The sequence below is a fragment of the Sphingomonas rhizophila genome (genome assembly GCF_014396585.1).
In the GTDB taxonomy this organism is placed as follows: Bacteria; Pseudomonadota; Alphaproteobacteria; order Sphingomonadales; family Sphingomonadaceae; genus Sphingomicrobium; species Sphingomicrobium rhizophilum.
Genome location: NZ_CP060717.1, coordinates 2,148,234 through 2,173,678, shown reverse-complemented (window position 1 = coordinate 2,173,678; position 25,445 = coordinate 2,148,234). Strand labels below are relative to the sequence as shown.

Genomic DNA, 25,445 nt, shown 5'->3' with positions numbered 1-25,445 from the left:
AACGAAACGTTCAATCGCCGCGCGTCGCCCCGGGCTGCCACAACACGTCACCCCCTTCGCCCGCCGCCACGAAACGTGCGAGGACGAAGAGGTAATCGGACAGGCGATTAAGATAGGCGAGCGCGTGCGGGTTGACCGCTTCGCCCCCGTCCCGGAGCGCGACCGCCGATCGCTCCGCCCGCCGCGTCACCGCGCGCGCGAGGTGAAGGGAAGCGACCAATCGCGAGCCGCTGGGCAGGATGAAGCTGGTCAGCGGCTCCAGGTCGGCATTGGCGTGATCGATGCGATGCTCGATCCGCTCGACCTGCGCGGCGATTATCCGCAGGGCATGTTCCTCGAACTCGGTATCGAACGGGGTCGCGAGGTCGGCGCCAAGGTCGAACAGCTCGTTCTGGACGAGCAGCAGTTCGGACTTGAGATGCGCTTCCTTCACGTCCGCGATAATCAGGCCGATGGCACTGTTGGCCTCGTCGACGTCGCCGATCGCCGCCAATCGCGCGCTCGACTTGCTGACCCGGCTGCCATCCACCAACCCGGCGGTGCCGCCGTCGCCGGTGCGGGTATAGATCTTGTTGAGCTTGACCATCGTCGGGCCGCGACCGGCGCCTAGGCCTTGCCGCCGGCGAGCGCGAGGATGGCGATGACCAGCACAATCGCGACGCCCTGGAACAGCACGCGCTTCTGCATGTAATTCTGCTGTTGCTGTCCGCTGATGTCCTTGCCGGATGCCATCGCCATGACCCCACGGGCGAGGACGAAGAGAACGGCGGCCATGGCCACCACGAGCAGGATGATGAGGAGCGTGGACATGGTCGCTATCTAGGCTTCCGACAGTCGGAATCCTAGGGGAGGTCACCCTTTATCAGCCGTTGGACGAGGACCCGGCCGTCGACGCCCGAATCTCGCATCGCTGCCAGCGTCGGCGCCTGGTCGCGCTTGGCGAGGCGGCGGCCGCTGTCGTGAGTGACAAGGCGATGGTGCAGGTAAGTCGGCTCCGGCAGGTCGAGCAGCATCTGCAACAAGCGCTGGGTCGGGGTCGACGGGCGGAGGTCCATGCCGCGCACGACCAGCGTCACGCCGGAATCCGCATCGTCGACAACGCAGGCGAGGTGGTAGGATGATGGCGCGTCCTTGCGGGCAAGGATGGCGTCGCCGATGTCCGCGGGGTCGCGGTGAAGCTTCGCCCATCGTCCTCGCGCCACGTCGGCAAGCCGGCGAGGGCGAGGGCCCTTGCGCTGTCCAGCCGCCAGCTGTGCGGCGTCGTCGCGCGACGCGCCGAATCGTCGGCAAGGCCGCGGCAGGTGCCGGGATAGCCTCCTCCGGCATCGCCATGCGGCGCGGTCAGCGACTGGACAATGTCGGCGCGGGTGCAGAAGCAGGGGTAGGCGAGGCCGAGCGCCTTCAACCGGTCGAGCGCGGCGGCATAGTCATCGGTCCGCCGCGACTGGACCAGCGGTGGCCGGTCGGGCGAAAGGCCGAGCCAATCCAGGTCTTCGAAAATCCCGTCGATGAATTCGGGCCGGCAGCGACCGGGGTCGAGATCCTCGATCCGCACCAGGAAGTCACCGCCGCCCGCTTTGGCGCGGGCATGACCGATCGCCGACGAATAGGCGTGGCCAAGATGAAGGCGGCCAGACGGCGACGGGGCGAAGCGAGTGGTGACCTGTTGCAAAAACGACTCTTGACGGTGATTCGCGGCTCATGCTGTCATGCCATCGTCAAACCGGGTTGGCATCCGGGGCGAGACTAAGACGGAAAGACGGGCCTTGGGCCGCCGGTCTTCCCGCCATGGGTGCGATCCGGCCGGGGGAACGGCGTCGGGGCCATAACGGACCACTGACGCTGGAGAGACTTGCGCCGTGTATCACCCCGACCTCATCCGCCATCCCGAAAGCTGCCCCGCCCTCGTCCTCAACGCCGACTATACGCCGCTGAGCTACTATCCATTGTCGCTGTGGCCGTGGCAGACGGCGGTCAAGGCGATGTTCCTGGAGCGTGTCGACGTCGTGTCGCACTACGAGCGGGAGGTGCGCAGCCCGTCGGCCAGCCTCAAGCTGCCGTCGGTTATCGCCCTTCGCCAGTTCGTTCGACCGAATGAGCATCCCGCCTTCACCCGCTTCAACCTGTTCCTTCGCGACCGCTTTCGCTGCGTCTATTGCGGGTCGGCACGGGAGCTGACGTTCGACCACGTCGTGCCACGCGCCCAGGGTGGCCGGACGACCTGGGAAAACGTCGCCACCGCCTGCGCCCCGTGCAATCTCAAAAAGGGCGGCCGAACGCCGCGCCAGGCGCAGATGCATATTCATGAGGAGCCATACCGTCCGACCAGCTGGCAGTTGCAGGACCATGGCCGCGCCTTCCCGCCCAACTACCTGCACCAGAGCTGGCGCGACTATCTCTATTGGGACATCGAACTCGATCCGTGAGGCCCGCGGCCTAACCGAGCGTTAACCATTTCGCTTCACACCTGCGGCCATGACCGGCCAACCCTTCCCCTCGCGAATCCTGATCGTCGAACCCAATGAGCGCGCCCTCACCGTCATGGCCAAGCGCGTCGCCGAAGCGGGCTATCGCGTGGTGGCGTGCGACAAGCCCACCTCGGCGATGGCCGAACTTCATCGCCAGCCCGCCGACCTGGTCATTGCCGAATTGCGCATGCCGGGGCTGAGCGGCGTGGAGCTGGTGCGAATGATCCGCTACGACAGCACGGTCAAGGAAACGCCGGTTATCCTGATCACTGGCCGGTCGGACGCCAGCGGGGCGATCGACGGGTTCGGTGCCGGGGCCGACGACGTCGTTGCCAAGCCGTTCGACTTCTCCGTGTTGCTCGCCCGCGTCGACCGGCGGCTGGCGCGTGCGCGATTGATCCGGGAGCTTCGCGAAGACAACGCGGTCCTTGATGCGCGGGTTATTACTCGCGCGATCGAACTGGGCGAAGCACGCGCAGCGCTCCAGGCGAGCGAGGCCGGATTGCTCCGTCTCCAGAAAATCGTCGCGCGGTCCGCCGGCTAGCGCGCCGCCAGGAATTCCTCGATCCGCGACCTGAGTTCGGGCCGCTCCAGCGCGATCGCCAGGTTGGCGAGGACGAAGCCGGCCTTGTCGCCGCAATCGTGGCGCACCGCGTCGACCGTCACCGCATGGAACGGCTGGCGCCCGATCAGCTTGGCCATGGCATCGGTCAGCTGGATTTCTCCGCCCGCCCCCGGCTCCTTCGCGTCGAGAATGGTCATCACCTCGGGCTGCAGGATGTAACGGCCGACGACCCCCAGCCGCGACGGCGACTCCTCGGGCTTCGGCTTTTCCACCAGGCCCCGCACCTCGGTGGCATTGCCCCGGGTGTCGCCCGGCGTGATGATTCCGTAGCTGCCCGTCTTGTCGGCCGGCACTTCCTGCGCACAGACGATATTGCCGCCATGCTGCTGGTAGGCGTCGACCATCTGGCGAAGCGCGCCGGGCGTTCCGAACATCAGGTCGTCGGGAAGGAGCACCGCGAACGGTTCGTCGCCGACGATATGGCGCGCGCACCACACGGCATGGCCGAGGCCGAGCGGTTGCTGCTGGCGGACCGAGACGATCTCGCCGAAATTGGAGCGGCTGCCGGACAAGGGGTCGAGGCTTTTCCCAGCCTTGCTCATCGTCGCCTCAAGCTCGAAGCCCATGTCGAAATAGTCGACCAGGCTCGATTTGCCGCGCCCGGTGACGAAGATCATTTGCTCGATGCCGGCCTCGCGCGCCTCGTCAACGGCGTACTGGATCAGCGGCCGGTCGACCACCGTCAGCATTTCCTTCGGCATGGTCTTGGTCGCGGGCAGCAGGCGAGTGCCGAGCCCGGCGACCGGGAAGACCGCCTTGCGAATGGGTTTGGCGCTCATCGCGGTTCCTCTGCGTTGTCGGGTCCGGTGGTGGCCGCGGCCGGCTCGGTCACTTCGGTCGGTGACGTTGGCGCCAGGTTGGCGTCGGGTGGCGGCAGGTCGAACGGATCGGCCTTGCGCGGCTGCGACCGCTTCAGCAGTTCATCGACCCGTTCGGGCCGGGCCTGCGGGTCGAACGCCAGCAAATCCTCCGGCGTCGGCGCTTCGCGCGCCATCAATGGCTTGATCGGAAGCCGTTGCCCTGCGGCAGGCTCCAGCGGGCCAACCTTGCCGCACGCCGCCAGCGCCAACATCGCGCCGGCCAGCAAGATCTTGTGCCGCATCCTCACCCTCGCTTCGCAATCGCCGCGCGGGCCGCGGCGATGGCCTCCCTTACCTTGGCCGGTGCGGTGCCGCCAGCCGAGGTTCGCGCCGCGACGGAGCTTTCCACCGACAGGCGGGGGATCGCACTGTCGACGATCCGGGGATCGACCGCTTGAAGCTCGCCCAGCGTCAGCTGGTCCAGAGGCTTGCCCGCCGCTTCCGCCACCGCCACGGCGCGGCCGGCGATGTGATGCGCCTCGCGAAACGGCACCCCGGCATCGCTGACCAGCCAGTCGGCAAGGTCGGTGGCGGTGGCGTGGCCGGCGGCGGCGACCGCGCGCATCCGCTCCGGAAGGAAGGTCAGGTCGGCAACCATTCCGGCCATCGCCGCCAGGCTGAGCGCCAGAAGGTCGTGAGCGTCGAACAGCGGCGGCTTGTCGTCCTGCAGATCCTTTGAATAGGCGAGCGGCAGTCCCTTGAGGATGACCAGTAGGGCGACGAGGTCGCCGATGATCCGCCCGGCATGGCCGCGGACCAGTTCGGCGGCATCCGGATTGCGCTTGTTGGGCATGATCGAGCTTCCGGTCGACCAGGCGTCGGGGAGTGTGACGAAGCCGAACGGCTGCGACGCCCACAACACGATTTCTTCCGCGAGCCGCGACAAATGGACCGATGTCAGCGCGGCGGCGTGGAGATAATCGACCACGAAGTCGCGGTCGCTGACGGCGTCGATGCTGTTGGCGGTCGGGCGGTCAAAATCGAGCGACGACGCCGTGACGTCACGGTCGAGCGGGAAGCCGGTCCCGGCCAGCGCCGCCGAGCCCAGCGGCGATTCGTTCATCCGCGCCCGCGCATCGGTGAAGCGACTGCGGTTGCGGACCATCATCTCGCGATAGGCGAGCAGGTGATGGCCGAGCGTCACCGGCTGGCCCGACTGGAGATGGGTGAAGCCGGGCATGACGGTGTCGGCATGCTCCTCGGCGCGGTCGAGCAGCACCGCTTCAAGCGCGTCGATGCCCTCGACCGCTTCGTCGATGCAATTGCGAACGAACAGGCGGAAGTCGGTCGCGACCTGGTCGTTGCGCGATCGCGCCGTGTGCAGGCGCCCGGCGGGCTCGCCGATCAGTTCGCCGAGGCGATGCTCGACATGCATGTGGATGTCTTCCAGTGCCGCGTCCTCGTGGAGCTTGCCCTCCCCGATCTCCAGCCCGACCGCGTTCAGCCCTTCGTCGATCGCGCGGGCGTCGGCTTCGCTGAGGATGCCTTGCCGGCGAAGCATGTCGGCATGGGCGCGGCTGGCGGCGATGTCTTCGCGCCACAACCGCTTGTCGACGCCGATCGACGCATTTATCTCGCGCATCACTGCGGATGGGCCGCCCGCGAAGCGACCGCCCCACATCTGGTTGGAGTTACCCGTGCGGCCGATGATCTTTCTCCTGGCGGCGATGCTGCTGACGACGACGGCCTGCGATAGGCAAAAGGCCGAAGCGCCTCAAGGCTCGGCCACCGGCGAGCCTTCGGCGATGAAGGGCGTGGACCGAAGCCACAAGGGCACGCAAGCGCCCGACGCGGTCTTCCGCGACCCCGACGGGGAGATATCAGCCTGTCCGAATTTGCCGGAGCCCCGGTGCTGGTCAACCTTTGGGCCAGTTGGTGCGCGCCATGTGTGAAGGAACTGCCGACCCTTGACGCGCTTTCGAAATCCCAGCGCCAGGACGGCGCGCTGGGCGTGATCGCGGTCAGCCAGGACATTGGCGAGCAGGCCTCGGTCCGCGCGTTCCTCGACAGCCACAAGATCGCCGACCTTGGCGCCTATCACGATCCCGAGATGAAATTGTCGAGCGCCCTCGACGTCCAGGTCATGCCCACCAGCGTCTTGTACGACAAGAACGGCCGCGAAGTGTGGCGTTACATCGGCGACCTCGACTGGACCGGCGCCGAGGCGCGGGCGTTACTGGCCGAGGCGCGCTAGGCGGTTCGCCAGCCGGCCGTCGATGACCGCGAGGCCGGCGAAGATCAGCAGCAGGCCGCCAAGCTGGTTGATCCCCAGCTGCTCGCCAAAGGCCAGTCCGCCGACGATGATGGCGACGGGCGGCACCAGCAAGGTGACGAGCAATGAGTTGGTCGCGCCGGCACGCTCGATCAGCCGGAAGAAGACGATGTAGGCGATCGCCGAGCAGACGAGGGCGAGGATCGCCACCGAGCCCCAGGCATAAAGCGAGGTGGTCAGGCCGTTCCACGGCTGGTCGACCCACAGCGCGATCGGCGCCAGCATCACCGCGCCGGCGACGAACTGGGCCGTGGCAAGCTCCATCGGTCCGACGCCTTGCGCCTTGAACCGCCGCGCGTGGATCCCGGCCAGTGCATAAAGGAACGACGCGAACAGGCAGGCGATCTGGGCAAGCAGGTGGTCGCCGTCATCGGCCGCAAGCTGCGGCCCGATCATCACCGCGACGCCGGCGAAACCGACCAGCACCCCGATCAGCCGGGCCGGCGTCAGCCGCTCGTCGCGGGTCAGCAGGTGGGCGGCGAGCACGCCCCAGATCGGGGTGGTCGCCTGCAGGATGGCGGCAAGACCACTGGCGATGTGGCGCTGGCCCCAGCCGAACAGGATGAACGGGATGATGTTGTTGAGCAACGCCAGCACCGCCACCGAGCCCCACAGGGCGAGCGGCAGCGACAGGCGCTTGCCGCTGACTCGCAGGATCACGACCAGTGCCGCAGCCGCCATGACAACGCGAAGCCAGACATAGGTCAGCGGCTCGAAATGGGCGACCGCGACCTTGATGAACATGAACGCCGAGCCCCACACCAAGGCGAGCCCGAGCAGCATAAGCCATTCGGTGCGGCCCATGAGTGGCACGCCGCTGACGACCGGCGCAGGAGCGCGGAATTCGTCGATCGATGCCAGGCGGTCGATAGGGGCCATCCGGCCTGACTATGGGCAAGCGCGGCGGCACGCCAATCAAACGCGCATTGAAATCGATAAGCTGTACTTATCGGTTAGTCGCGCAGCAGCTCGTTGACCGAGGTCTTGGACCGGGTGCGTTCGTCGACCCGCTTGACGATGACGGCGCAGGCGAGGCCCGGCCCGCCGTCCTTGCCCGGCAGTGTCCCCGGGACGACCACCGAGTAGGCCGGAACTCGTCCGTAGACAACTTCACCAGTCGCCCGATCGACGATCTTGGTCGATGCGCCGATGAAGACTCCCATTGAGATCACGGCCCCCCGCTCGACGATGACCCCTTCCGCGACCTCCGACCGGGCGCCGATGAAGCAATCGTCCTCGATCACCACCGGCCCGGCCTGAAGCGGCTCGAGCACCCCGCCGATCCCGGTCCCGCCGGAAATATGCACGTTGCGGCCGATCTGCGCGCAGCTGCCGACCGTCGCCCAGGTGTCGATCATGGTCCCTTCACCGACATAGGCGCCGACGTTGACGAAGCTGGGCATCAGCACGGCATTGCGGGCAATGAACGACCCGCGGCGGACGACCGCGCCCGGCACGACCCGAAAGCCGCCCTCGCGGAACCGCTCTTCGGTCCAGCCCTGGAACTTGGACGGCACCTTGTCGAACGCCGGGGCGCCGGCGGCGCCGTCGGGCACCAGCATATTGTCGTTCAGGCGGAACGACAGCAGCACCGCCTTCTTCAGCCACTGGTTGACCGTCCAGCCGTCCGCGCCCGGCTCGGCGACCCGCGCTTCGCCCGCGTCGAGCAACGCCAACGCAGTCTCCACCGCAACGCGCACCTCTCCGCCGGTGAGGAGGCTGATGTTGGCGCGGTCTTCCCACGCGGCATCGATGGTCGATTGGATCTGGGCGGTCATTGATCTTCCTTCGTGATCGTTTCGAGCCATTCGCCGACGTTGCGAATGGTGAAGTCGATGAAATCGGGGTGGTGGCCGTGATTGCCGCGTTCGGAGCCGTTGTCGACCCACACGGTGGTCAGGCCCAGGTCTTTCGCCGGCTTGAGGTTCTGCGCCATGTCCTCGACCATCAGGGCGCGGGCCGGATCGATGGCGAATTTGTCGAGCAGCAGGCGGTAGCCATGGGCGTCGGGCTTGGGACGTAGCTCGGCGGCGTGGATGTCGTGGAGCGCTTCGAACGCATCGCCGATGCCGATCGCCTCCAGTACGCGACGGGCATAGGGCGCATCGCCGTTGGTGAAGACCAGCTTCTGCCCGGGAAGCCGGGCCAGGCCCCGTGCCAGCCTTTCGTCGTTACACACCCGGTCGAGCGGAATATCGTGAACGTCGTCGAGGAAGTGATGCGGGTCGACATCATGTTCGTGCATCAATCCGCGAAGAGTCGTCCCATGCGTGTGGAAATGCGCCTTCTGGACCCGCCGCGCCTCGTCCGCTTCGACCGACAGTAGGCGCGCGATGTACGCCGTCATCCGCTCGTCGATCAGGTCGAACAGCCGCGTTTCGGCAGGGTAGAGGCAGTTATCGAGATCAAAAATCCAGTGGCGGACGTGGGCGAGGCGCGGATCCATCGTCCGCGCGCCTAGCCCTTTTTGACATGGCCGCCAATTGAAAGCATTTGTTAACCATACGACTGATAGAAAAGCCTAGAGTTTTCATGCATTTGAGCGGGGTAATCGGGAAATGAACCGGCTTCTGGTGACGACGGCCTGCGGGCTGATGCTTGGTCTCTCCGCATGCGGTGGCGGCGGCGGAAGCGCTCCTATCCGGTCAACGCCCACCCCGACGCCTACGCCTACGCCTACGCCGACCCCGACTCCGACGCCGACGCCGACGCCGACCCCCTCGACGGTCAATTACAACACGGCGGAATATCAGCGCTCGAATGGCGCCCTGTCGTCAGGCGCGATCACGGCGTGGCAAGGCGGCGCGACCGGCCAGGGCGTCAAGGTTGCGGTCATCGACACGGGCATCAACCCCGACCTCGCCGAGTTTGCCGGGCGGATCGACCCTGCCAGCGCCGATGTCGCCGGAACGCGTGGCCTTGGCGACCTCGACGGGCACGGGACCGCCGTATCGGCGACCATCGCCGCGGCGCGCAACAGCGCCGACAGCATGGGTGTCGCATTCGACGCGACCATCGTCGCGCTTCGGGCCGACGAACCCGGTACCTGCGTCAGCGCGGATGGCTGCAACTTTTACGACGACGCCATCGCGCGTGGTGTCGATGCCGCCCGCGTTGCCGGTGCCCGGGTAATCAACATGTCCCTGGGCGGCGATCCGCCGGGCACGCAGCTGCTCAATGCGATCGGGCGGGCAGTCAATGCGGGAATCGTCGTCGTTATCTCGGCCGGCAACGACGGACGCGATCCGGCCAAGGGCAACAACTCCGATCCCTTCGCGCTGACCGCGGCCGCGACTTATCCGGGGAAGGTCATCATCGCCGGCGCGCTCAACGGTTCGCTGACTGACCTGGCCGACTTTTCCAATCGCGCCGGGGCGGGACAGGACTGGTACCTGGCTGCGCTGGGGTCGAGCGTTCGGACGATCAACCAGGACGGGCAGGCCTTCAACTATTCCGGGACCAGCTTCTCCGCGCCGATCATCAGCGGTGCGGTCGCGCTGATGGCGGACGCGTTCCCCAATCTCACGGGCCAGCAAATCATCGAATTGCTGATCAACACGGCCGACGACCTGGGCGCGGTCGGGGATGATTCGATTTATGGCCAGGGGCGACTGAACATTACCCGCGCCTTCCAGCCGTCGGGTACGACCAAGATGGCCGGAACCGGGAACGTAGTGACCGCAGAATCGACGAGCGGGTCGCTGCCGGAAGCCGCCGGCGATTCGGTCCAGTCCAGTGCCGGCCTCGGCGCGGTCATCCTCGATGGCTATTCGCGCGCTTATGCGACCAACCTTGCCAGCGGCCTGCAGGCCGCAGAGCGTCGCCAGCCTTTGCAACGCGCGCTTGGCGGGAACGTCCGCACCAACGGCGTGTCGGCCGGCCCGATTTCGGTGACGTTGAGCGTCGCCAATCGCGACGGGATGCCGACGGCTGGTTTCGCCGCGACGGACATCGGCCCCCGCGACCAGGCGGCCTCGCGGCTGGTGGCGGGCAATGTCGTGGCGCGGATCGATTCGAAGACGCGCCTGGCGCTTGGCATCGCGGACAGCGCCAAGGCACTCGAGCGGCGCCTGTCCGGCGCCAGTCCCGGCGCATTCCTGATCGCTCGCGATACCAGCGGCGAGCCCGGCTTCAGCGCCCGCCGCGGGCAGTCGGCCGCCCTTCGGCGCGAACTGACCGGAAAGCTCGGCATGACACTGTCGATGGAGCAGGGCGAGGTTGATCGGACCACCGCCTTGACCGGCGATGCTTCACCCTATCGCATCGGTGCCGTCAGCTTCGACCGGACGATTGGCGACAGGGGCTGGGGGTCATTCGGGGTCACCCGGCTCGACGAGCGGCGCACGTTGCTTGGCGGTGAATTGGGCACTTCCTTCGGTGGCGGCGGGTCGGCAACCTGGTTCGCCGATGCCGAATATCGCCATCGCTTGGGCAGCGACGTCGTGGCGACGTTGGCGGCCCGGCGCGGCTGGACGAGTTTCGCTGGCGGCAAGTTCGCGACCGGCGCCTATTCGTTCGACCTGTCGCGGTCAGGCCTGCTGGGGGAAGGCGATCGCCTCGGCCTGCGCGTTTCCCAGCCACTGCGGATCGAAAGCGGCGGCTTCGCGCTGATGCTCCCGACCGGCTATGACTATAGCACGGGCGAAGCCAGTTTCGGTCTGTCGCGCCTGTCCCTGTCGCCTAGCGGCCGCGAAATCGATGCCGAGCTTGGCTATTCGACGACACTCGGCAACGGCTGGATCGGAACGAACCTGTTCTTCCGCCGTCAGCCCGGTCACATCGCCGCGGCCGACGCCGACGTTGGCGCCGCCGTTCGCTATTCGCTGAACTTCTGACCGGTCAGGCGGTGGGCCGTGCCCGCCGCCCGATGCCGGGAAGCAACTTGCCGACCCTTGCCGAATAGTCGTCGTAGGCCGACCCGAAGTGTGCCCGAAGGTCGCGTTCCTCATGGGCGATGCCGATGAGGATATAGACCTGCATGCCGATGACGAACAGCAGGTGGCCGATGCTCATGAACGGCACCGACCAGAACGCGATCGAGAATCCCAGATAGAGCGGATGACGGACGTACCGGTAGAACATCGGTTCGCGAAGCTTTGCCGGGCCGGGATCGGCGGGTCGGCCATGGTTCCACGACTGTTTCAGGCCGAACAGCTCGAAATGATTGATTAGCCATGTGCTGATGAACAGCACGGCCCAGCCGATGGCGAAGACCGTCCAAAGCACAGGCTCTGCGGCAGTCCCGCGGACGTCCCAGACAGTGCCCTCGATCGGGTGCCAGAACCACAGGAGAAGGGCGAGCATCAGGCTGGCGGCGAGGACATAGGTCGATCGTTCGAGCGAAGAAGGAACAATCCTGGTCCACGCGGCCTTGAACCGGGGCCGGGCCATGACGCTGTGCTGCAGTCCGAACAGCGCGATGAGTGCGAGGTCGACGACCATCGCCTGGGCCAGCGGCTGTCCGTTCACGCCATCGTCGACCGTGGTCGGCACGAACGGCAGGCCGGCAAGAAAGGCGACGAGCCATAGGAAGGTGGCGAAGAAGATGAGGTAAGCGACAAGGCCATAAGCCACGGCAAGAGTACGCTGCATAACGACCCCCCCCAGATTTACCCGCCCCTTGTATCACGACTGGCCGGTCGGAAAAACTTCCGTGCGTCAGCGGCGCATTTTGACCGGGGTGAGGTCGGGGCAGCCGTCCTTCATTGGCAGCATGGCGTAGACCGCATCAGCCGGCGGAAGCTCGGTGAGCTTGTGGACCCTGGCCTTCTGCCGGTCCTTTTTGGCGAGGTAGTTGAGGTCCGGACACCGCTCCAAGACGGTCGCCGCGGCGGGCGCCGCCGCGTTTGGCGATTTCGGGGGCTGGGCGAACGCGGCGCTGCAGATCGTTGCGGCGAAGAGCAAGGGGAAACGCATGGCACTTTCCTTTCTCGACAAGCGCGATGAGCCTATGCCGGTCGATCAGGAGTGCCAAACGGCTTTCGTCAAACGGTGAAGCTTTCCCCGCAGCCGCAGGCGCCCTTGGCGTTGGGGTTGTCGAACACGAAGCCGGCGGCGAAATCGTCTTCCTGCCAGTCCATCGTCGAACCGATCAGGTAGAGCAGCGAGGCGCCGTCGACGAAGAAGATGCCGCCCGGCGTTTCGATCCGTTCGTCGAAGGGATTAGCCTCGGTGACATAATCGACCGAGTAGGCCAGGCCTGAGCAGCCGCGCTTTGGCGTCGACAGCTTGACGCCGATCGCGCCATCCGGCGCCTTGGCCATCAGGTCGGCGATCCGCGCCTCGGCGGCCGGGGTCAGGATGATCGCGGCGGGACGCTGACGGGTCTTCACATCGCTCATCACAGCATCCCCAGTTCAAGGCGCGCTTCGTCGCTCATCTTCGACGGGTCCCACGGCGGATCCCACACCAGCTTGACCTCCGCATCGCGGATTCCGGGAACCGACAGGACTCGAAGCTCGACTTCGCCCGGCATCGATTCCGCCACCGGGCAGTGCGGCGTGGTCAGGGTCATGGTGACGACCGCGTCGCCATCCTCGCTGATCGCGACGTCATAGATCAGGCCGAGCTCGTAAATGTCGACCGGGATCTCGGGATCGTAGATCGACTTCAGCGCCTCGATCACCGCTTCCTGCAATTCGCCACCGGGCGCGTGCGCCTCCAGCGGCGGCTTGGTCTCGGCCAGGAAGCCGGCGAGGTAATCGCGCTTGCGCTCGACGTCCGGCGTCAGTCGGGCGCGCGGCGGCGCATCGACGCCGTCGACTTCCTCGATCTCGATTTTCTGTTCCTCGCCCATCATCCGAAAATCCGTTTCACCTTGTGCAATCCGCGCACCAGCGCCTCGATGTCCGACACGTCGCTGTGCGCGGCGAAGCTTGCCCGGGCCGTCGCGGGAACGCCGAGATGGTCCATCAGCGGCTGCGCGCAATGATGCCCGGCGCGCACCGCGACGCCTTCGTCATCCAATATGGTGGCGGTGTCGTGCGCGTGCACCCCCTCGACATTGAAACTGACGATCCCGGCGCTGTCTTCCGGGCCGTAAAGTGTAATGCCGGGAATGGAGCGCAGTGCCTCGCGGCAGTCGGCGACCAGCGCGCTTTCATGCGCATGCAAAGCGTCGAGCCCGATGCCGCGAGTCCAGTCGATCGCGGCGTGCAGGCCGACCGCTCCGACGATGTGCGGCGTTCCCGCTTCGAACCGGGCCGGCGGCGGGAGGAAGGTCGTTTGCTCGAAGGTCACGCGGTCGATCATCGCGCCGCCGCCCTGGTAGGGTGGCAGCGCAGCGAGGCGGTCGGCCTTGCCCCAAAGTGCGCCGATGCCGGTCGGGCCATAGAGCTTGTGGCCGGAGAAGACGTAGTAGTCGCAACCGATCGCGGCGACATCGACCGGCAGGCGCGGCGAAGCCTGGCACCCGTCGAGCAGCAGGGCGGCGCCGACATGTTGCGCGATGGATGCGGCGCGCTTCGTATCGAGGATCGATCCCAGCACGTTGGAAACATGGGCGAGGGCGATGATCGCATGCTCCTCGCTCGCCATGCGTTCGGCAGCGTCGAGGTCGACCTGCCCGTCGGCGGTCAGCGGAACCGCGTCGACCTGGTAGCCGGCAAGCTGCCACGGGACGATGTTGGAATGATGTTCCAGCGTCGAGAGGAGGACCCGATTGCGGCTTTCGCGCGGATGCGATTGCGCGACCAGGTTGATGGCTTCCGTCGCGCCGCGGGTGAAGACGATCTCCTGTTCGGCGCCGCCGATCAGCGCGGCCGTGGCAGCGCGCGCGGCCTCGAAACTTTGCGTCATCGACGCCGATCGCTCGTAGACGCCGCGATGCACGGTGGCATAGTCGCGGCCATAGGCCTGGACGACGGCGTCGATCACCGCCTGCGGCTTTTGCGCGGTCGCAGCGCTGTCGAGGTAATGCCAGCCGGCGGGAATTGCCGGGAACTGCTCACGGACCGCGAGCGCGGCGTTGACCGGCACCTCCGCGTTCACCGCACCACCGCCTTCAATGCGGCGCGCGCGGCGTCCGCGATGCCTTGATCGTCGCCGAGAATTCCGTCCCACAGCCCGCCGACAAACCCTTCCAGCAGCAGCGCGCGGGCACTGGCCGGATCGAGACCGCGTGCGGCGGCGTAGAATAGCTGGTTGCGATCGAGCTCACCGACCGTCGCGCCGTGCGCGCATTTCACGTCGTCGGCGTAGATCTCCAGTTCGGGCTTGGCGTTGGCGGTCGCACCGCGGTCGAGCAGCATCGCCTTCACCGACTGTTCGCTATCGGTGCCCTCGGCCCCGCGCGACACCGCGACCTTGCCGAGATAACTGCCAGTGGCCTTGCCGCCGAGCACGCTGCGCACCGTCTGGCGCGAGGTAGCCGACGGTTCGACGTGGCGGACGGTGGTGACGATCTCAAGCGTCGCCGATCCGCCACCGATGTTGGCGGCGTCGAAGGTAAAGTCGGCGGCGTCGTGCAACGTAACGTCGAGTTCGATGCGGCCATAACGCGCCGCGGCGTTCAGCGCGAAAATGCGCGCCGACGCTCCCGCTTGGAGGGTGAGATCGACGCGGCGAACCTGCACATCTTCACCGCTCGGCAACCAGATTTGTTGCAGGCTTTGCTGCGCAGCAATTTCGATCGTCTGAGGCGGCGACAAGTCGCTCCACACCGACGCCAGCGCATCGATGTCGGCGTAGCGGAATGCCTCGTCGCGACGGGTCGGAAGCACGGTCATGCGCAGCGCACGCGAACGGTCCCGCCGCCCGCCCCATCGGTCAGCGTCTTGCCGTCGGCGCTGATGGCGTAATGCGCTTCGGCGGGAACACCGGTCGCCTCGATCTTGCCTTTCAGCGCAAATTCGTTGGGGTTGGGCTGGCTGACGCTGTCCCCGAAGATGACATAGTCGTCGAAGCGCACGGTGCGCCCCGAAATGGTCAGGCGCGAATGATGCGCCAGGTCGGCGCACGATGCCGCGCTGTCGGACCAGGTGCCGCGGAACCTGGCCGGGATCGGCGCCGGCTCCGGCGCCGTCGGATGAGCGTTGGGGGTCTCCGCAAAGGGCGGCATCGCGGCATTTGTGGACGCGGCGACGTCGTTCGCCGGGGCCTCGCCGCCCGCGTCATCCGCGTTCGGCGTCAGAATGTCCGACCCGGCCGCGTTGCCGTCCGTCGGTGGCTGGCATGCCGCGAGCGTCAGCGCCGACAGGAGGACGAGCGCTCGCATCAGGCGGCAACTTCCGCATAACCTTCGCGCTCCAGCTCCTGCGCCAGTTCCGCGCCGCCCGACCGGACGATTCGGCCGCCGCTCAGCACGTGCACGCGATCGGGGCGGACATAGTCGAGCAGGCGCTGGTAATGAGTGATCAGAAGGACCGATTTATCGGGCGAGCGCATGATCGAATTGATACCCGCGCCGACCGCCTTCAGCGCGTCGATGTCGAGGCCGCTGTCGGTCTCGTCAAGGATGGCGAGCTTCGGCGCCATGATCCCCATCTGCACCATTTCCGCGCGCTTCTTTTCGCCGCCCGAAAAGCCGACGTTGACCGGCCGCTTGAGCATCTCCGCGTCCATGCCCAACGTCGCCGCCTGGGCGCGCGCCAGCTTGATGAACTCCGCGCCCGAAAGCTCGGCTTCGCCGCGCCCGCGCCGCTGCGCGTTCAGGCTTTCGCGCAGGAACTGGAGGTAGCTGACGCCGGGGATCTCGACCGGATACTGGAACCCGAGAAACAGACCCGCCGCGGCGCGCTCGTGCGGCTCGAGGGCGAACAGGTCGACCCCGTCAAACGTCGCGCTGCCGTCGGTGACTTCGTAGCCCGGCCGGCCACCGAGAACGTAGGCCAGCGTCGACTTTCCCGCGCCGTTCGGGCCCATGATCGCGTGCACTTCGCCGGTCGGGACAGTCAGTGTCAGCCCGTTGAGGATCGGCTTGCCGCCAACGGTGGCGTGGAGATTTTCGATCGTCAGCATCAGTCTTTCCCGTTCGCGCAGCGCGCGAGATAATAGCGACGCTTGGCGTCCATCGTGTCGACGCGCATGCCTTCAAGCATGCGCCGGTCGTTTAGCGCGCGCTGGCGATCTTCGACATTCAGACCGCGCGCATTCAATTGCGCGTCGGTTTCCGCGCCTTTGGCCTGCGGATCGCCGGCGCGGATCGCGCGCTTCTTGGCGGCGATGTCGAGCCGTTCGGCGACGATCGCTTCCTGCTCCCGGAACGCCTCGGTCATGAACGCGCTGCGGCGCTCCGCCTCCGCGGCGAACATCGGGTTGATGACCTCGCGCTTGCACTGCTGCAGGGCGATATCGAGCGCAGTGAAGTCGGCCGATGACATGGCGGCGAGAAACAGGATCAACCGACGCTTCCTTCCAGACTGATGCCAAGCAGCTTCTGCGCCTCGACCGCGAATTCCATCGGCAGTTGCTTCAACACCTCGCGGGCGAAGCCGTTGACGATCAGGGCCACCGCGCTTTCGGCGTCGAGACCGCGAGCCTGCGCGTAGAACAGCTGGTCCTCGCTGATCTTCGACGTGGTCGCTTCATGCTCGATCGTAGCGGTCGGGTTGCGCACCTCGATGTAGGGCACGGTGTGCGCGCCGCATTCGCTGCCCAGCAGCAGGCTGTCGCACTGGGTAAAATTGCGGACGTTTTCGGCGCCCGGCATCACCTTCACCAGCCCGCGATAGGTGTTGTCGCTGCGGCCCGCGCTGATGCCCTTGCTGACGATGGTCGATCGCGAGCCCGCGCCGATGTGGACCATCTTGGTGCCGGTGTCGGCCTGCTGGCGGTTATTGGTCAGCGCGACCGAATAGAATTCGCCCACGCTGTCCGCGCCCTTCAGGATGCACGACGGATATTTCCAGGTGATCGCGCTGCCGGTTTCGACCTGGGTCCACGACACCTTGCTTCGGTCGCCGGCGCACAGCGCGCGCTTGGTGACGAAGTTGAAAATGCCGCCCCGCCCTTCCGCGTCGCCCGGATACCAGTTCTGGACGGTGGAGTATTTCACCTCCGCGTCCTCGTGCGCGTAGATTTCGACCACCGCCGCGTGCAGCTGGTTTTCGTCGCGCATCGGCGCGGTGCAGCCTTCTAGGTAGGACACATAACTGCCCTTGTCGGCGACGATCAGGGTGCGTTCAAATTGGCCGGTGTTCTCCGCATTGATGCGGAAATAGGTCGACAATTCCATCGGGCAGCGAACGCCCTCGGGGATGTAGACGAAGGTGCCGTCGGAAAAGACCGCGCTGTTCAAGCAGGCGAAATAGTTGTCGCGTTGCGGAACGACACTGCCGAGATATTTCCGGATGAGGTCGGGGTATTCGCGGATCGCCTCGCTGATCGACAGGAAGATGACGCCGGCCTTCTTCAACTCGTCGCGGAAAGTGGTGGCGACGGACACGCTGTCGAACACTGCGTCGACCGCAACCTTGCGCGCGCCCTCGACCCCGGCGAGCACCTTCTGCTCCTCGATCGGGATGCCGAGTTTTTCGTAGACGCGCAGGATCTCCGGATCGACCTCGTCGAGGCTCTTCAGCTCCGCCTTCTTCGGCGCGGCGTAGTAATAGGCGTCCTGGTAATCAATCGGCGGAATGGTCAGCTTGGCCCAGTCGACTTCCTCCATCTCCAGCCAGGCGCGATACGCCTTCAGACGCCAGTCGAGCATCCATTCGGGCTCGCCCTTCTTGGCGGAAATGAAGCGGACTGTGTTTTCGTCGAGACCCTTGGGCGCGAACTCCTGCTCGATGTCCGAGCTGAATCCCCACTCATAATCCTTGGCGATCGCGGCCTTGAACTCGCTGTTTGATGCCTCGCGATTGGTCAGCGTGTCGTCGGTCATTGGGCCAGTTCCTTCAGCGACACGGCGTTCAACGCGCCGCGCACTTTGGCACCGACGATCCCCATGTGCGGACGCACCCGGCAGTGGGCGTCGAGCACGCACTCATGGTTTTCACCGTCCGAGCATTGCGTCAGTGCAATTGGTCCTTCGACCGCTTCGATAATGTCGGCCAGGCTGATTTCAGACACCGGTCGCGCCAGCTCGTAGCCGCCTCCCGCCCCGCGCTGTCCGACCAGCAGGCCATGCGCGGCCAGCCGCTGCATCAGCTTCTGGGCCGTCGGCAGGGGCACGCCGGTTTCCTCGGCAAGCCCCGTCGCCGACAGCCGCGCGGACGCCTGACCGCGGGCGGCCGCGGTCATGATCACGACCGCATAGTCGGCAAGATGGGTGAGTCGCATGCTAATAGGAGCTTTCCGCTCCGATTTAGGCCGATGCGTCTCGTTTGACAACCGTTGCCGGCGCTATCCCTTGGTTCGCGCGATCCACTCGTCGATGCGCTTTTCCAGAAGGTCGAGCGGCATCGTCCCGGCGAGCAGCAGCGTGTCGTGGAACTGCCGGTCGTCATATCTGGCGCCGAGCGCCGCCTTCGACCTGGCACGAAGTTCCTCGATCTTCAGCTTTCCGACCATGTAGGCGGTCGCCTGGCCGGGATAGACGATGTATCGTTCGACCGCCTTTTCTATACCCTTGTCGGCACTGTTTTCGCGAATATAGGTGATCGCCTGCTCGCGGCTCCAGCGCTTGTGATGAAGGCCGCTGTCGACCACCAGCCGCATGGCGCGATGAAGCTCCAGCTGGAGGCGGCCGAAATCGGACATGGGCGACTGGTACAGGCCCATCTCCTTGCAAAGCTTCTCGGCGTAGAGGCCCCAGCCTTCGGAGTTTGCGGTGTAGCCGCCGAACTGCCGGAATGGGGGCACCGATCCCTTGGGCAGGTTCGACAGGATCGCGAATTGCAAATGGTGTCCCGGCGATCCCTCGTGGCACAACAGCGCCTCGGCCTCGATCGCTGGCATTTCCTTCATGTCGTAGAGGTTGACGTAATAGATGCCGGGGCGCGACCCGTCGGGCGCCGGACTGTTGTAGAACGCCTTGCCGGCGCTCTTCTCACGGAACGGCTCGACCGGCTTGATGAGGAGCGGCGCCTTGGGAAGCGTCCCGAAATAGCGGGGAAGCGCTGCTTCAACCTTGGCCAGCGCCTCGGCGTTGGCCTTGAGGTAGGCGTCACGCCCGGCGGCGTCGTTCGAGTAGTAGTTCTTGGGATCGTCGCGGACCGCGTCGAAGAATTGGCGGAGCGTCCCCTTGAATCCGACCTTCTGGCGGATGGCGTCCATCTCGCCGTGGATCCGCGCGACCTGCGCCAGACCGAGCGCATGGACCTGGTCGCCGGTGAGATTGGTGGTCGTGTAGCCCTTGAGCAGCGTCTGATAATAGGCAGCGCCGTCCTTGAACCGCCACACGCCGTCGGCGGTGGGTGCGCGCGCCTCCTGATCCCCGACCACCTTGATGATCCGCTCATAGGCCGGCTTCATCGATTGCAGCATCGCCGTCCGCGCCTCGGCGATGAGCGCGTCCTTGCGGGCCTGGGGAATGTCCAGCTTGCCGACCTTGGTCTTGAAATCGGCAAGGACGTCGTTGTCCGGGCCGCTGTCGAACGGCGCGCCCTTGATCAGGTTGCGCGACTGTTCGAGCACCTGCGCAAACACCCACCTGGGCGGCAGCACGCCCAGCTTTTCGCGGGCGATCGCCTCGTCGACCGACTGGTCGAGGTAGGCGCGGCTGGCGCGAATGCGGCTGATGTAGGCCCTGGCTTGGTCCTCGTTGGCGATGCTGTGAATGTTGATCAGGAAGGCGGGGATGCTCGACTGCGCGCCGTTCATCTGGTCGAAAACATAGCCGTTGCGGCGATATCCGAAGCGTTCGACCGCGCGAGCGTTGCGATCCAGGAATAGGTCGTAGCTCAACTGGTCCGCCGGGGAGAGCGACGCGCGCGGGAAGCGGCGGACCATTTCGTTAGTCCACTTCTGGTCGAAGTCGCGATTGGCCACCGCGTTGGCATCGGTGCGATCATCGAGCTTTCCGTAGTCGGCGTCGCGAATGCCGCGATAGGATTTGCCCATCGGCGTCCGGTCGAGCTGCGCCTTGTCATAGGCGTCGAAGAAAGCGGCGAGCTCGGCACTGGCCGGCGCCGTCATCGCGGTCGTGGCCGGCTGCGCGACGATGGACGTCGGGACCGCGATGGCAAGGAGCGAGACGAGCGGAAGCAGTCGGATAGCGGTCACGGAATCTCCGGGGAAGATGACAACGTGGCGGCGAGGGTAGAGAGGCCTCCGGCTCGCTCCAATCTTTTTCGATGAACGGTGGAGGCGGCCGCGCTAAGGCCGCAACCCGATGGTCCTGTTCAAGCTGATCCGCCCCCTCGTCCACGCCCTCGATGCCGAGACCGCGCACCGTGCCACGGTGTCCGCACTGTCGATTGCGCCGACGTTGCCGTTGCCCTCCTTCGATCCTTCGCTTTCGGTCGAGGTCGCGGGTCTCCGCTTTGCCTCGCCCGTCGGTCTTGCCGCGGGCTTCGACAAGGATGCGGAGGTGGCCGATGCGATGCTCGGCCTTGGCTTCGGCTTCGTCGAGGTGGGGACGCTGACGCCGCGGCCGCAGGCCGGGAATCCGCGACCGCGGCTGTTCCGGCTTAGCGAGGATCGGGCGGTCATCAACCGCATGGGTTTCAACAACCAGGGACAGGCCGCGGCGCTGGAACGGCTTGGCAGGCGCCAGCGTCGCGGCATCGTTGGGGTCAACATCGGCGCCAACAAGGATAGTGCGGACCGCATCGCCGACTATGTCGCGGGGGTGAAGGCGATGGCGCCGGTCGCCGACTATCTGACCGTCAACATTAGTTCCCCGAACACGCCCGGTCTTCGCAACCTGCAGGCGGGCGGGGAGCTGGACGAACTGCTGGCGGCAGTGTCCGGCGCGCGCGCGCCGGATGGCCCGCCGGTTTTCCTCAAGGTCGCGCCCGACCTCGACGATGGCGATCACCAGCGTATCGTCCGCGCCGCGATCGAAAGCGGGATCGACGCGTTGATCGTCGCCAACACCACCGTGTCGCGCCCGCCCCTTTTGTCCGCGGCGGCGGGTGAGCAAGGCGGGCTGTCGGGACGGCCATTGAAGGCGCTGGCGCTCGACCAGTTGCGCCGGTTCCGCGCGGCATCGGGTGGCGGACTGCCGTTGGTTGCTGCGGGCGGGATCGAGAATGCCGGTGACGCCTGGGCACGTATCCGGGCAGGGGCCAGCCTGGTCCAGCTCTATTCGGCGCTGGTCTATGAGGGGCCGGGGCTTGCGAAACGGATCGCGGACGGGCTGGCGCGTCGGCTTCGCGAGACCGGTCACGCCAGCATTGCCGAGGCGGTGGGAACCGAGTAGCCCCGCGGCAATGCGCCGTTTCGCCCCGTTCATCGCCGCCGCGTTCCTGGCCCTCGGTGGCTGCGCAACGATACCCGCGGCCCCGGTCGCCCGGCCGGGCGTCGCCAGCGACGGAGTCGGATCGGTCAGCGCCGCCGACCCACGCGCGGCAGAGGCAGGCGCATCGATCATCCGGCAAGGCGGAAGCGCGGTCGACGCGGCCATCGCGACGATGCTGGCGCTCAACGTCATCGAGCCGCAATCCAGCGGGATCGGCGGCGGCAGCTTCATCGTCACCTTCGACGCCGCCAAGGCGACGGTCGACACCTACAATGGCCGCGAAACCGCCCCGGCCGCCGCCGGTGGCGACTGGTTCTTCAAGGACGGCAAGGCCCTGACGGTCGCCGAAGCGATCCCGGGCGGAAAGAGCGTCGGCGTGCCCGGCAACATCCGCAACGCGGCGCTCGCCCACCAGGCCCACGGCAAGCTGCCGTGGCTGTCACTGTTCCAGCCGGCCATTGCGCTTGCTCGGGATGGCTTCGCGGTGACCCCGCGGCTGTACGCCAGCCTCAAAACCTATGCGGCGACCGGCGCGTTGTCGGCGGATGCTCGCGCACTGTTCTACCAGCCAGACGGATCGCCGGTCCCGGTGGGCACGATCGTTCGCATACCGGCCCTCGCCGCAACGCTGACCCAGATCGGCGAACGGGGGCCGGACAGCTTCTACGTCGGTCCCAACGCGCAGGCCATCGTCGCGTCGGTCAACGCCAGCCCGGTCAATCCGTCGCGGATGACGACGGGCGACGTCGCGACGTTCAAGGCGGAGCATCTCGCGCCCGTCTGCGGCCTGTACCGCGGCTATCGCATCTGCGGAATGGGTCCGCCGTCATCGGGGGCAACCACGGTGTTCGCCCTGCTCAAGCAACTCGAGCGGTTCGACCTTGGCGCGCTCGGCAAGGACAATCCGGTCGCGTGGCACCTTATCGCGGAATCGATGCGTCTCGCCTACGCCGACCGCGACCGCTACCTCGCCGATGCCGATTATGTGCGTGTGCCGCTGACCGGCCTCCTCGACACGGCGTACCTCGCATCACGCTCGGCGCTGATCTCACCCGACCGGACGATGGCTAACGTCACCGCCGGCGTTCCCAGTGGTGCGCCAGCTACCGCCCTCGGATTGGAAACGGTCGAGCAGGGCACTACCCACTTCGTTGCAGTCGACCGGTACGGCAATGTCGCTTCCATGACCTCGACCATCGAAAGTCCGTTCGGGTCGGGGCTCCGGGTCGGCGGCTATTACCTCAACAACGAACTGACCGACTTCAGCCTGACGCCGACCGGTGCGGACGGACGACCGGTCGCCAACCGGGTCGAGGGCGGCAAGCGGCCGCGAAGCTCGATGGCGCCGACCATCGTGTTCAGTCCCGACGGCAAGGTCCGTCTGGCGGTCGGCGCTGCGGGCGGCGCGACTATCATCGCCCAGGTCGCGAAGGCGATCATCGGCGTGATCGATTTCAACCTCTCGGCCCGCGAGGCGATTGCCATGCCGGTGCTATTCGCGCCCGGCGACACCGTGTTCGTAGAGAAGGGCAGCGCCCACGAAGCGATGATCCCAGCGCTGAGAGCGCTGGGCCATGCCGACGTCCGCACCCGCGATCCCAGTTTCAAGGCCAACGCCGTCGAGTGGGTCGGCGGCCGTTGGGTCGGCGCCGCCGATCCGCGCAGCGAGGGGCGGCGGCGACCCCGTAACGCGTTTGATCCAGCGTCCGACGAAGAGACGCGCGATGAAGAGGATGGACGAAGGTGGCGAAAACTTCGCTCGAACATTTCCCCAACTTGGTGACGATGTTCCTGACGCGCGTTCGGGAACGCGGGGACAGGCCGTTCCTGTGGGCGCGCCGCGACGGAGGCTGGCAGTCGATCAGTTACAACGAGGCCGCGCGCCAGGTCGCGGCGCTGGCCGACAGCCTGAAAGCGCTTGGGCTGCAACCGGGCGACCGGGTGATGCTGGTCAGCGAGAACCGGCCGGAATGGCTGATCGCCGACCTCGCGATCATGGCCGCCGGCTGCATCACCGTGCCGACCTACACGACCAACACCACGCGCGACCACCAGCACATCCTGAACAACAGCGGCGCGGCGGCGGTGATCGTTTCGACGCAGAAGCTGGCCAAGGCGCTGATACCGGCGGTGCTGTTCGCGTCGGATTGCCGGCACATCATTTCGATCGACGACATCATCACCGGCCAGTCGCCGGACATCGCCCACTTTCACCATTGGGTTGAGCTGGTCGACCGGCCGAGCGACATCGGCGCGCTGGAAAAGCGGATGGAAAAGGTGGGCCGCGACGACACCGCTTGCCTTATCTACACCAGCGGAACCGGGGGGCGCCGCGCGGCGTGATCCAGCATCACGGCATGATCTTGCACAACTGCGCGGCCTGCGTGGACGTCATCGCCAACGATTTCGGCTGGGACGAGGAGAAATTCCTGTCGTTCCTGCCGGCCAGCCACGCCTACGAACATACCGGCGGCCAATTCTTCCCAATCAGCCTGGGCGCCGAAATCTATTACGCGGAGAGCCTGGAAAAGCTCGCCGCCAACATCGAGGAAGTGCGCCCGACGATCATGGTCGTCGTCCCGCGCCTGTTCGAGATGCTGCGAGCCAAGATCATCAAGACGATCGAAAAGGAAGGCGGTATCCCGGCCTACCTCCTGTCACGGGCGATGAACATCGAGACCCGCCGATACGAACGGCGAAGCCGCGTCATCGACCTTCCGATGGACGGATTCCTGTCGCTCACCCTTCGCAAGAAAGTGAAGGCCAAGTTCGGCGGACGGATGAAGGCGATGGTATCGGGCGGCGCCCCACTCAATGCCGACGTCGGCCTGTTCTTCCAGGCGATGGGCCTGCCGATGCTGCAAGGTTACGGCCAGACCGAGGCCGGACCGGTGATCAGCTGCAACCGGCCCAAGGCCGGAATCCGCATGGAGACGGTCGGTCCGCCGCTTCTCGATACCCATGTGCGCATCGCCGCCGACGGCGAGATCATGGTGCAGGGCGAAAATGTCATGCACGGATACTGGCGCAATCCGGAAGAAACGGCGCGGGTATTGCAGGACGGCTGGCTGGCGACCGGCGATGTCGGCCATCTCGACGAGAAGGGCCGGATCGTCATCACCGATCGCAAGAAGGATCTGATTGTCAACGACAAGGGCGATAATGTCTCGCCGCAGCGGGTCGAGGGGATGTTGACGCTTCAGCCCGAAATCCAGCAGGCGATGATCTACGGCGACCGCCGCCCCCATCTCGTCGCGCTACTGGTACCCGACATGGAGGAATTGAAGTCGTTCCGGAACGACCCCGACGGTCTGCAGAGGGCGCTGGCCAAGGCGGTCGACCGGGTCAACGCCGACCTCAGCGTCATCGAAAAAGTGCGACGCTTCATCTTGGCCGACGAACCGTTCACGGTCGAGAATGAGGAGATGACGCCGTCTCTCAAGATCCGGCGCCACGTCATCAGCAAGCGCTACGGCGAGCGGCTCGACGCGCTCTACAAGCGCTGATCAGCGCGGTTTCGAATAGGGGACGAACTCGCCCAGGCCGCAGCTGCCGGCATAGAAGGCCCCGGACGAGGTGATGACCTTGCCGATGTCGCCTCGGCATTGCTCGGTCGTCCCGCGAAGCTCGGACACGTAGATATAGCCGCTGCGTCCGGCATTCTGGCAGCCACCGGTGGTCTGATTGACGTAGATGGTGCCGCCATCCTCGAACAACAGCTTGTCGCCGATGCCGAGCACCCGGCCGCCGCTGTTGCGGAAGCTGGGAAGGCAGGACAGCGGCTTGCCAGCCACCCGTCCGTCAAGCTCGCGCGCCAGTTCCTGCTGCTGCCGCGCCAATTCAACCGTCGGGTCGACGCGGGTGCAGCCGGCGACGACGGCCGCCGCGGTCAAAGCGGTAAGGAAAAGCTGGGTACGCATGGCGCGGGTCCTTTCTG

The 25,445-nt window shown here is 66.1% G+C and carries 27 protein-coding genes and 2 pseudogenes; 7 read left to right on the top strand and 22 right to left on the bottom strand.

Annotated features, from left to right (window positions below; all coding sequences use genetic code 11):
- Positions 1 to 10 precede the first annotated feature (10 nt).
- The 3 genes and pseudogenes from H9L12_RS11090 to gluQRS form a co-directional block, all read right to left on the bottom strand.
- On the bottom strand, positions 11 to 586 hold the full coding sequence (locus H9L12_RS11090; protein WP_187541783.1) for a cob(I)yrinic acid a,c-diamide adenosyltransferase: 576 nt from the start codon (positions 584 to 586) through the stop codon (positions 11 to 13).
- 20 nt (positions 587 to 606) lie between these two features.
- Positions 607 to 810, bottom strand: a complete 204-nt coding sequence (locus H9L12_RS11085) for a twin transmembrane helix small protein (RefSeq protein WP_187541782.1) — start codon at positions 808 to 810, stop codon at positions 607 to 609.
- 32 nt (positions 811 to 842) lie between these two features.
- Positions 843 to 1,672 (bottom strand): annotated as a pseudogene (gene gluQRS, locus H9L12_RS11080) (tRNA glutamyl-Q(34) synthetase GluQRS).
- Positions 1,673 to 1,859: 187 nt separating this feature from the next.
- Between gluQRS and H9L12_RS11075 the strand changes: the two are divergent.
- Complete coding sequence (locus H9L12_RS11075; RefSeq protein ID WP_187541781.1) at positions 1,860 to 2,426, top strand: HNH endonuclease; 567 nt, start codon at positions 1,860 to 1,862, stop codon at positions 2,424 to 2,426.
- Between the two features lie 49 nt (positions 2,427 to 2,475).
- Positions 2,476 to 3,012 (top strand): response regulator, encoded by a 537-nt coding sequence (locus H9L12_RS11070; protein ID WP_187541780.1) that lies wholly within the window; start codon positions 2,476 to 2,478, stop codon positions 3,010 to 3,012.
- Here H9L12_RS11070 and H9L12_RS11065 read toward each other — a convergent pair.
- From H9L12_RS11065 to argH, 3 genes are read right to left on the bottom strand one after another with little or no spacing between them, the layout of a single operon-like run.
- Positions 3,009 to 3,872: a UTP--glucose-1-phosphate uridylyltransferase gene (locus tag H9L12_RS11065; protein WP_187541779.1), complete on the bottom strand. Its 864-nt coding sequence runs from the start codon at positions 3,870 to 3,872 to the stop codon at positions 3,009 to 3,011. The two genes, H9L12_RS11070 and H9L12_RS11065, sit on opposite strands and share 4 nt — an antisense overlap.
- Positions 3,869 to 4,195 (bottom strand): hypothetical protein, encoded by a 327-nt coding sequence (locus tag H9L12_RS14225; RefSeq protein ID WP_343060367.1) that lies wholly within the window; start codon positions 4,193 to 4,195, stop codon positions 3,869 to 3,871. The genes H9L12_RS11065 and H9L12_RS14225 overlap by 4 nt, the downstream gene beginning before the upstream one ends.
- Positions 4,196 to 4,197: 2 nt before the next feature.
- Positions 4,198 to 5,574 carry an argininosuccinate lyase gene (gene argH, locus H9L12_RS11055; RefSeq protein WP_187541778.1) on the bottom strand — a complete coding sequence of 459 codons (1,377 nt, stop codon included), beginning with the start codon at positions 5,572 to 5,574 and terminating at the stop codon, positions 4,198 to 4,200.
- 228 nt (positions 5,575 to 5,802) lie between these two features.
- On the opposite strand from argH, the gene H9L12_RS11050 reads away from it, so the two are divergent.
- On the top strand, positions 5,803 to 6,147 hold the full coding sequence (locus H9L12_RS11050; protein WP_187541777.1) for a TlpA disulfide reductase family protein: 345 nt from the start codon (positions 5,803 to 5,805) through the stop codon (positions 6,145 to 6,147).
- Here H9L12_RS11050 and H9L12_RS11045 read toward each other — a convergent pair.
- From H9L12_RS11045 to H9L12_RS11035, 3 genes are all read right to left on the bottom strand, one after another.
- Positions 6,127 to 7,104: a DMT family transporter gene (locus tag H9L12_RS11045; RefSeq protein WP_223177120.1), complete on the bottom strand. Its 978-nt coding sequence runs from the start codon at positions 7,102 to 7,104 to the stop codon at positions 6,127 to 6,129. The genes H9L12_RS11050 and H9L12_RS11045 overlap by 21 nt on opposite strands.
- 74 nt (positions 7,105 to 7,178) lie before the next feature.
- On the bottom strand, positions 7,179 to 8,003 hold the full coding sequence (dapD, locus tag H9L12_RS11040; RefSeq protein ID WP_187541776.1) for a 2,3,4,5-tetrahydropyridine-2,6-dicarboxylate N-succinyltransferase: 825 nt from the start codon (positions 8,001 to 8,003) through the stop codon (positions 7,179 to 7,181).
- Positions 8,000 to 8,671 (bottom strand): pyrimidine 5'-nucleotidase, encoded by a 672-nt coding sequence (locus H9L12_RS11035; protein WP_187541775.1) that lies wholly within the window; start codon positions 8,669 to 8,671, stop codon positions 8,000 to 8,002. Before H9L12_RS11035 ends, dapD begins: the two co-directional genes overlap by 4 nt.
- A gap of 112 nt (positions 8,672 to 8,783) precedes the next feature.
- Between H9L12_RS11035 and H9L12_RS11030 the strand changes: the two genes are divergently transcribed.
- Complete coding sequence (locus H9L12_RS11030; RefSeq protein WP_187541774.1) at positions 8,784 to 11,060, top strand: S8 family peptidase; 2,277 nt, start codon at positions 8,784 to 8,786, stop codon at positions 11,058 to 11,060.
- A 4-nt stretch (positions 11,061 to 11,064) separates the two neighbouring features.
- Here H9L12_RS11030 and mddA read toward each other — a convergent pair whose 3' ends face one another.
- The 12 genes from mddA to H9L12_RS10970 form a co-directional block, all read right to left on the bottom strand.
- Complete coding sequence (mddA, locus tag H9L12_RS11025; protein WP_187541773.1) at positions 11,065 to 11,817, bottom strand: methanethiol S-methyltransferase; 753 nt, start codon at positions 11,815 to 11,817, stop codon at positions 11,065 to 11,067.
- A gap of 66 nt (positions 11,818 to 11,883) precedes the next feature.
- Positions 11,884 to 12,141 carry a hypothetical protein gene (locus tag H9L12_RS11020; RefSeq protein ID WP_187541772.1) on the bottom strand — a complete coding sequence of 86 codons (258 nt, stop codon included), beginning with the start codon at positions 12,139 to 12,141 and terminating at the stop codon, positions 11,884 to 11,886.
- A gap of 68 nt (positions 12,142 to 12,209) precedes the next feature.
- The gene (locus H9L12_RS11015) at positions 12,210 to 12,566 is read right to left on the bottom strand and encodes a HesB/IscA family protein (RefSeq protein WP_187541771.1); all 357 of its coding nucleotides are present in this window, start codon (positions 12,564 to 12,566) and stop codon (positions 12,210 to 12,212) included.
- A complete protein-coding gene (locus H9L12_RS11010; protein ID WP_187543269.1) occupies positions 12,566 to 13,021 on the bottom strand; it encodes an SUF system Fe-S cluster assembly protein in 456 nt (151 codons plus the stop codon). Before H9L12_RS11010 ends, H9L12_RS11015 begins: the two co-directional genes overlap by 1 nt.
- Positions 13,021 to 14,214 (bottom strand): cysteine desulfurase, encoded by a 1,194-nt coding sequence (locus H9L12_RS11005; RefSeq protein WP_187541770.1) that lies wholly within the window; start codon positions 14,212 to 14,214, stop codon positions 13,021 to 13,023. Before H9L12_RS11005 ends, H9L12_RS11010 begins: the two co-directional genes overlap by 1 nt.
- The gene (locus H9L12_RS11000) at positions 14,211 to 14,951 is read right to left on the bottom strand and encodes a SufD family Fe-S cluster assembly protein (protein WP_187541769.1); all 741 of its coding nucleotides are present in this window, start codon (positions 14,949 to 14,951) and stop codon (positions 14,211 to 14,213) included. The genes H9L12_RS11005 and H9L12_RS11000 overlap by 4 nt, the downstream gene beginning before the upstream one ends.
- A complete protein-coding gene (locus tag H9L12_RS10995) occupies positions 14,948 to 15,439 on the bottom strand; it encodes a hypothetical protein (RefSeq protein ID WP_187541768.1) in 492 nt (163 codons plus the stop codon). Before H9L12_RS10995 ends, H9L12_RS11000 begins: the two co-directional genes overlap by 4 nt.
- Positions 15,439 to 16,182, bottom strand: coding sequence for a Fe-S cluster assembly ATPase SufC (sufC, locus tag H9L12_RS10990; protein WP_187541767.1), 744 nt, complete (start codon positions 16,180 to 16,182; stop codon positions 15,439 to 15,441). Before sufC ends, H9L12_RS10995 begins: the two co-directional genes overlap by 1 nt.
- Positions 16,182 to 16,565 (bottom strand): hypothetical protein, encoded by a 384-nt coding sequence (locus H9L12_RS10985; protein WP_187541766.1) that lies wholly within the window; start codon positions 16,563 to 16,565, stop codon positions 16,182 to 16,184. The genes sufC and H9L12_RS10985 overlap by 1 nt, the downstream gene beginning before the upstream one ends.
- Complete coding sequence (gene sufB, locus H9L12_RS10980; RefSeq protein WP_187541765.1) at positions 16,562 to 18,046, bottom strand: Fe-S cluster assembly protein SufB; 1,485 nt, start codon at positions 18,044 to 18,046, stop codon at positions 16,562 to 16,564. Before sufB ends, H9L12_RS10985 begins: the two co-directional genes overlap by 4 nt.
- A complete protein-coding gene (locus tag H9L12_RS10975) occupies positions 18,043 to 18,444 on the bottom strand; it encodes an SUF system Fe-S cluster assembly regulator (protein WP_187541764.1) in 402 nt (133 codons plus the stop codon). The genes sufB and H9L12_RS10975 overlap by 4 nt, the downstream gene beginning before the upstream one ends.
- Positions 18,445 to 18,507: 63 nt before the next feature.
- A complete protein-coding gene (locus H9L12_RS10970) occupies positions 18,508 to 20,328 on the bottom strand; it encodes a DUF885 domain-containing protein (RefSeq protein ID WP_246450385.1) in 1,821 nt (606 codons plus the stop codon).
- A 109-nt stretch (positions 20,329 to 20,437) separates the two neighbouring features.
- On the opposite strand from H9L12_RS10970, the gene H9L12_RS10965 reads away from it, so the two are divergent.
- The 3 genes and pseudogenes from H9L12_RS10965 to H9L12_RS10955 all read left to right on the top strand — a co-directional run bounded on the left by H9L12_RS10965 (position 20,438) and on the right by H9L12_RS10955 (position 25,014).
- Positions 20,438 to 21,469 carry a quinone-dependent dihydroorotate dehydrogenase gene (locus H9L12_RS10965; RefSeq protein WP_187541763.1) on the top strand — a complete coding sequence of 344 codons (1,032 nt, stop codon included), beginning with the start codon at positions 20,438 to 20,440 and terminating at the stop codon, positions 21,467 to 21,469.
- A 10-nt stretch (positions 21,470 to 21,479) separates the two neighbouring features.
- On the top strand, positions 21,480 to 23,291 hold the full coding sequence (gene ggt, locus H9L12_RS10960; protein ID WP_187541762.1) for a gamma-glutamyltransferase: 1,812 nt from the start codon (positions 21,480 to 21,482) through the stop codon (positions 23,289 to 23,291).
- A 2-nt stretch (positions 23,292 to 23,293) separates the two neighbouring features.
- Positions 23,294 to 25,014 (top strand): annotated as a pseudogene (locus H9L12_RS10955) (AMP-dependent synthetase/ligase).
- Here H9L12_RS10955 and H9L12_RS10950 read toward each other — a convergent pair.
- Complete coding sequence (locus H9L12_RS10950) at positions 25,015 to 25,428, bottom strand: hypothetical protein (protein ID WP_187541761.1); 414 nt, start codon at positions 25,426 to 25,428, stop codon at positions 25,015 to 25,017.
- Positions 25,429 to 25,445: the final 17 nt, after the last annotated feature.

Excerpts from the sequence above, each read along its gene's own strand:
- H9L12_RS11090 (WP_187541783.1), bottom strand. The coding sequence starts at position 586 with ATGGTCAAGCTCAACAAGATCTATACCCGCACCGGCGACGGCGGCACC.
- H9L12_RS10975 (WP_187541764.1), bottom strand. The coding sequence starts at position 18,444 with ATGCGACTCACCCATCTTGCCGACTATGCGGTCGTGATCATGACCGCG.
- H9L12_RS11065 (WP_187541779.1), bottom strand. The coding sequence starts at position 3,872 with ATGAGCGCCAAACCCATTCGCAAGGCGGTCTTCCCGGTCGCCGGGCTC.
- H9L12_RS11070 (WP_187541780.1), top strand. The coding sequence starts at position 2,476 with ATGACCGGCCAACCCTTCCCCTCGCGAATCCTGATCGTCGAACCCAAT.
- H9L12_RS11020 (WP_187541772.1), bottom strand. The coding sequence starts at position 12,141 with ATGCGTTTCCCCTTGCTCTTCGCCGCAACGATCTGCAGCGCCGCGTTC.
- H9L12_RS11045 (WP_223177120.1), bottom strand. The coding sequence starts at position 7,104 with ATGGCCCCTATCGACCGCCTGGCATCGATCGACGAATTCCGCGCTCCT.
- H9L12_RS10995 (WP_187541768.1), bottom strand. The coding sequence starts at position 15,439 with ATGCGAGCGCTCGTCCTCCTGTCGGCGCTGACGCTCGCGGCATGCCAG.
- dapD (WP_187541776.1), bottom strand. The coding sequence starts at position 8,003 with ATGACCGCCCAGATCCAATCGACCATCGATGCCGCGTGGGAAGACCGC.
- H9L12_RS11035 (WP_187541775.1), bottom strand. The coding sequence starts at position 8,671 with ATGGATCCGCGCCTCGCCCACGTCCGCCACTGGATTTTTGATCTCGAT.
- H9L12_RS11085 (WP_187541782.1), bottom strand. The coding sequence starts at position 810 with ATGTCCACGCTCCTCATCATCCTGCTCGTGGTGGCCATGGCCGCCGTT.
- H9L12_RS11030 (WP_187541774.1), top strand. The coding sequence starts at position 8,784 with ATGAACCGGCTTCTGGTGACGACGGCCTGCGGGCTGATGCTTGGTCTC.
- H9L12_RS11000 (WP_187541769.1), bottom strand. The coding sequence starts at position 14,951 with ATGACCGTGCTTCCGACCCGTCGCGACGAGGCATTCCGCTACGCCGAC.
- H9L12_RS14225 (WP_343060367.1), bottom strand. The coding sequence starts at position 4,195 with ATGCGGCACAAGATCTTGCTGGCCGGCGCGATGTTGGCGCTGGCGGCG.
- sufB (WP_187541765.1), bottom strand. The coding sequence starts at position 18,046 with ATGACCGACGACACGCTGACCAATCGCGAGGCATCAAACAGCGAGTTC.
- ggt (WP_187541762.1), top strand. The coding sequence starts at position 21,480 with ATGCGCCGTTTCGCCCCGTTCATCGCCGCCGCGTTCCTGGCCCTCGGT.
- H9L12_RS11010 (WP_187543269.1), bottom strand. The coding sequence starts at position 13,021 with ATGGGCGAGGAACAGAAAATCGAGATCGAGGAAGTCGACGGCGTCGAT.
- H9L12_RS10965 (WP_187541763.1), top strand. The coding sequence starts at position 20,438 with ATGGTCCTGTTCAAGCTGATCCGCCCCCTCGTCCACGCCCTCGATGCC.
- argH (WP_187541778.1), bottom strand. The coding sequence starts at position 5,574 with ATGTGGGGCGGTCGCTTCGCGGGCGGCCCATCCGCAGTGATGCGCGAG.
- sufC (WP_187541767.1), bottom strand. The coding sequence starts at position 16,182 with ATGCTGACGATCGAAAATCTCCACGCCACCGTTGGCGGCAAGCCGATC.
- mddA (WP_187541773.1), bottom strand. The coding sequence starts at position 11,817 with ATGCAGCGTACTCTTGCCGTGGCTTATGGCCTTGTCGCTTACCTCATC.
- H9L12_RS10950 (WP_187541761.1), bottom strand. The coding sequence starts at position 25,428 with ATGCGTACCCAGCTTTTCCTTACCGCTTTGACCGCGGCGGCCGTCGTC.
- H9L12_RS11015 (WP_187541771.1), bottom strand. The coding sequence starts at position 12,566 with ATGAGCGATGTGAAGACCCGTCAGCGTCCCGCCGCGATCATCCTGACC.